This is a genomic window from Acidobacteriota bacterium (assembly GCA_030774055.1).
Lineage (GTDB): Bacteria > Acidobacteriota > Terriglobia > Terriglobales > Acidobacteriaceae > JACPNR01.
In genome coordinates, this window is the sequence record JALYLW010000030.1 from 1 (window position 1) to 3,747 (window position 3,747).

Genomic DNA, 3,747 nt, shown 5'->3' on the forward strand with positions numbered 1-3,747 from the left:
ATGTAGGCGAGCACGAGGGCGGCGCCGGTGGCGATCCATCCCGCGTAGGAGCGGATGTTGCCGGACTGCATTTGGCGGAATCCGTCGGAAACATCACGCGAAGCGTCAGCGGCGCCATTGACGGAGGCGTCGATCACGCCGACGTCGATGCTGCGCCAGAAGAAGGTAGAGAGCCCGAGCAGCGGGCGAACGAAGACCGAGTCGTAGAGCTGGTCGACGTAATACTTGTCGCGAACGGTCTCATAGACGCCGCCGAGCGCCGCGGTGACCTTTGCGGGCAGGTCGCGACGCTTGAAATAGAAGAGCCAGGCAAGCCCGAATCCGAGGGCGGCCACGCCGACGGAAGCCGCGGTGAGCGCGAGCTCCGTTTTTCGCTCCGCATGCTCTTCGGCGGCCTGCTGCTGCGGCTCACCGGCAGGCTGGCCCGCGGGCATGGCTTCCAAACTCGGTTGGATGACCGGCGCGAGGAACTGGTCGAAGCGGTTGCTGCCGCCAAGCGCGTGCGGCACGCCCACCCATCCGCCAACGACGGAGAGCACCGCGAGCAGCACGAGCGGCGCGAGCATGATCTTCGGGCTCTCATGCGGTTCGCCAAGTCCGCCGCCTTCGTGCCCGCCATCGCTGTGAGCAGTCGCGCCACGGTATTCCCCGAAGAACGTCAGAAACCACAAGCGGAACATGTAGAAGGACGTGAGCAACGCAGTGAGCAGCGCGAGCGCCCAGAGCGTGTAGTTGAGCATGGGGCCGGCGACGGGGCGGAGCGCGGTGGTGGACCACGCCTTCCACAGGATCTGGTCCTTGGAGAAGAAGCCGGCGAGCGGCGGGAATCCGGCGATGGCGAAGGTGCCGGCGGTCATGGTCCAGAACGTCCACGGGATCTTGGTGCGCAGGCCGCCCATGCGGCGCATGTCCTGCTCGCCGGCGAGCGCGTGGATGACCGAGCCGGCGCAGAGGAAGAGCAGCGCCTTGAAGAAGGCGTGCGTCATGAGATGGAAGATGCCGGCGGAGTACGCGGCCACGCCGCACGCCATGAACATGTAGCCGAGCTGCGAGATGGTGGAGTAGGCGAGCACGCGCTTGATGTCTGTCTGCGTCATGCCGATGGTGGCGGCGAAGATGGCGGTGAGACAGCCGATCACGGCGACTACCGTCAGCGCGATGGGCGAGCGGCTGAAGATGGGATTCGAGCGCGCAATCATGTAAATGCCCGCCGTCACCATGGTGGCGGCGTGGATGAGCGCGCTCACCGGCGTAGGGCCTTCCATCGCGTCCGGCAACCAGACGTAGAGTGGGAGCTGCGCGGATTTTCCCGTCGCGCCCACCATCAGCAGCAGCGAGATGGCGGTCAGCAACCCGGCGCCCGCGGTTTCGACCGGATGTTGCGAGGCGGCCTTGAAGATGTCGGCGAAATTCAGCGAGTCGAAGTGCTTGACCAGCAGGAACATGCCGAGCAGGAATCCGAAGTCGCCGACGCGGTTCACGATGAACGCTTTTTTGCCGGCGTTCGCGGCCGAATCGCGCAGGAAGAAGAAACCGATCAGCAAGTAGGAGGCCAGCCCCACCCCCTCCCAGCCCACGAACATCAGCAGGTAGTTGTCGGCGAGGATGAGCATGAGCATGAAGAACATGAAGAGGTTCAGATACGCGAAGAAGCGGTAGTAGCCGCCTTCGTGCTCCATGTATCCGATCGAGTAGACGTGGATAAGGAAGCCGACACCGGTCACGACCAGCAGCATCACCAGCGAAAGCTGGTCGAGATAAAAGGCGATGTTGGCTTGGAAGCTGCCGGCAACGATCCACGGCAGGATGTATTCGTTGTATGGGATGCGCTCGAACGGCAGCGCCAGGAACCGCGAAGTCACGACCAGAGCCCATGCCAGGGCCCCGCCCGGGAATCCCACGCCGATGATGGCGACGGTGCGCTTCGAGAAGCTGCGGCCAAGCAGGCCGTTGAGCGCGGCGCCCAGGAGCGGCAGCAGCGGGATGAGCCAGAGATGGAGGCTAGAGGTCATAGTCTTCGAGTCAAAGTTTCAGCAGATCCACCTTGTCCACGTTTAGCGTCTCGCGCGTGCGGAATACGGAGATGATGATGGCGAGTCCGACGGCGGCTTCTGCGGCCGCTACCACCATCACGAAGAACACAAAGACCTCGCCGGAAAGCTGCTTCCACTGGTAAGCGAAGGCGACGAACGACAGGTTCACCGCGTTCAACATCAGCTCGATCGACATGAAGATGGTGATGATGTTGCGGCGGATGAGGAAGCCGGTCACGCCGCACGCGAACAGCACCGCGCTCAGCACGAGATACCAGGCGATGGGGACGGTGTTCGTCATCATGTTCACCTCGTCACCTTTCTTCCCGTCTGGCGAGCACCACGGCGCCCATGATGGCGATGAGGATCAGCACCGAGGTGACTTCAAAAGGCAGCAGGAAGTCGCGGAAGAGCAAGCGGCCGATCTCCTTGGGTCCGCCGATAAAGTCGCCGAGCGCGGCCGTGCCGATACCGCGGCTGAGCACGTACGCGAGCCCGCAGACGATGACGGCGACTGCGGGTACTCCGAACATGATGGCGACGCGGCTGCCCTTGGAAAATTCTTCCTCCCCGGCGTTGAGCAACATGATGGTGAAGACAAAGAGCACCATGATGGCGCCGGCATAAATGATGATCTGCACGGCAGCAACGAACTCCGCGCCCAGCAAGAGATAGAGCAGGGCGAGCGAGCCCATCACGACAATGAGCGAGAGCGCCGAGTTGATGGGGTGGCGCTGCGCCACCAGGTTGATGGCGGCGGCGACGCAGACGGCGGCGAAGACGAGGAACAGGACGGTGTGCATCAGCTGGTCAACGCGATGAACAGGCTTGTAAAGACGATGTTGGCGATGGCGATGGGCAGGAGGACTTTCCAGCCAAAGGCCATCAGTTGGTCATAGCGGAAACGCGGAAGCGTGCCGCGGATCCAGATGTATAGAAAAAGAAAACAGAAGACTTTGAGCGCGAACCAGAAGAGCGGGACGAAACTCTGTAGGAATGCGGGCAAGAAGGGAAGCGCCGGCCCGTGCCATCCGCCGAAGAACAGCAGCGTCGCCACGCAGGCCACGGTAATCATGTTGGTGTACTCGGCCATGAAGAACATGGCGAACTTCATCGCGCTGTACTCGGTGTGATATCCGGCGACGAGCTCGGTCTCGGCTTCGGGGAGATCGAACGGGATGCGGTTGGTCTCCGCAAAGGCGGCGGTCAGGTAGACGAAGAAGGCGATGAACTGCGGGAAGAAGAACCAGCGCGGCAGGAATCCGAAGTAGGTCCCCGACTGCGCATTGACGATCTCGCGCAAGCTGAGCGAGCCGGAGAGCAGCAGCACGCCGATGAGCGAGAGTCCGAGCGAGGCTTCGTAGCTGACCATCTGCGCGCTGGCGCGGAGTGAGCCGAGCAGCGAATACTTCGAGTTCGAGGACCATCCCGCCAGGGCTACGCCGTAGACGGCGACCGAGGTCACGCCAAGCAAGAGCAGCAGCGCGATGTTGACGTCGGTGATCTGCGCGGGGGTAGTGAAGCTGCCGAAGCGCAGGTTCTCGCCGAAGGGGACGACGGCGATGGACATGAGCGCGAGCGCCACCGAGATCATCGGCGCCGCGATGTAGAGCGGCTTGTAGACGTTGGTGGGAACGATGTCTTCCTTCAGGAGGAACTTGAGCCCGTCGGCCAGCGGCTGCAGCAGGCCGAATGGACCGACGCGCGTCGGTCC

The 3,747-nt window shown here is 62.9% G+C and carries 4 protein-coding genes; all 4 read right to left on the reverse strand.

The genetic code is table 11. The annotated features are described in order from the left end of the window. Positions 1-2,012: NADH-quinone oxidoreductase subunit L (nuoL, locus tag M3P27_02315; GenBank protein ID MDP9267145.1), on the reverse strand; the 2,012-nt coding region annotated here is incomplete at its 3' end. A gap of 10 nt (positions 2,013-2,022) precedes the next feature. Further along, complete coding sequence (gene nuoK, locus M3P27_02320; protein MDP9267146.1) at positions 2,023-2,334, reverse strand: NADH-quinone oxidoreductase subunit NuoK; 312 nt, start codon at positions 2,332-2,334, stop codon at positions 2,023-2,025. A gap of 13 nt (positions 2,335-2,347) precedes the next feature. Next, positions 2,348-2,836 (reverse strand): NADH-quinone oxidoreductase subunit J, encoded by a 489-nt coding sequence (locus tag M3P27_02325; protein MDP9267147.1) that lies wholly within the window; start codon positions 2,834-2,836, stop codon positions 2,348-2,350. After that, a partial coding sequence (gene nuoH / locus M3P27_02330) for an NADH-quinone oxidoreductase subunit NuoH (GenBank protein ID MDP9267148.1) occupies positions 2,836-3,747 on the reverse strand: 912 nt, incomplete at its 5' end. The genes nuoH and M3P27_02325, both read right to left, overlap by 1 nt.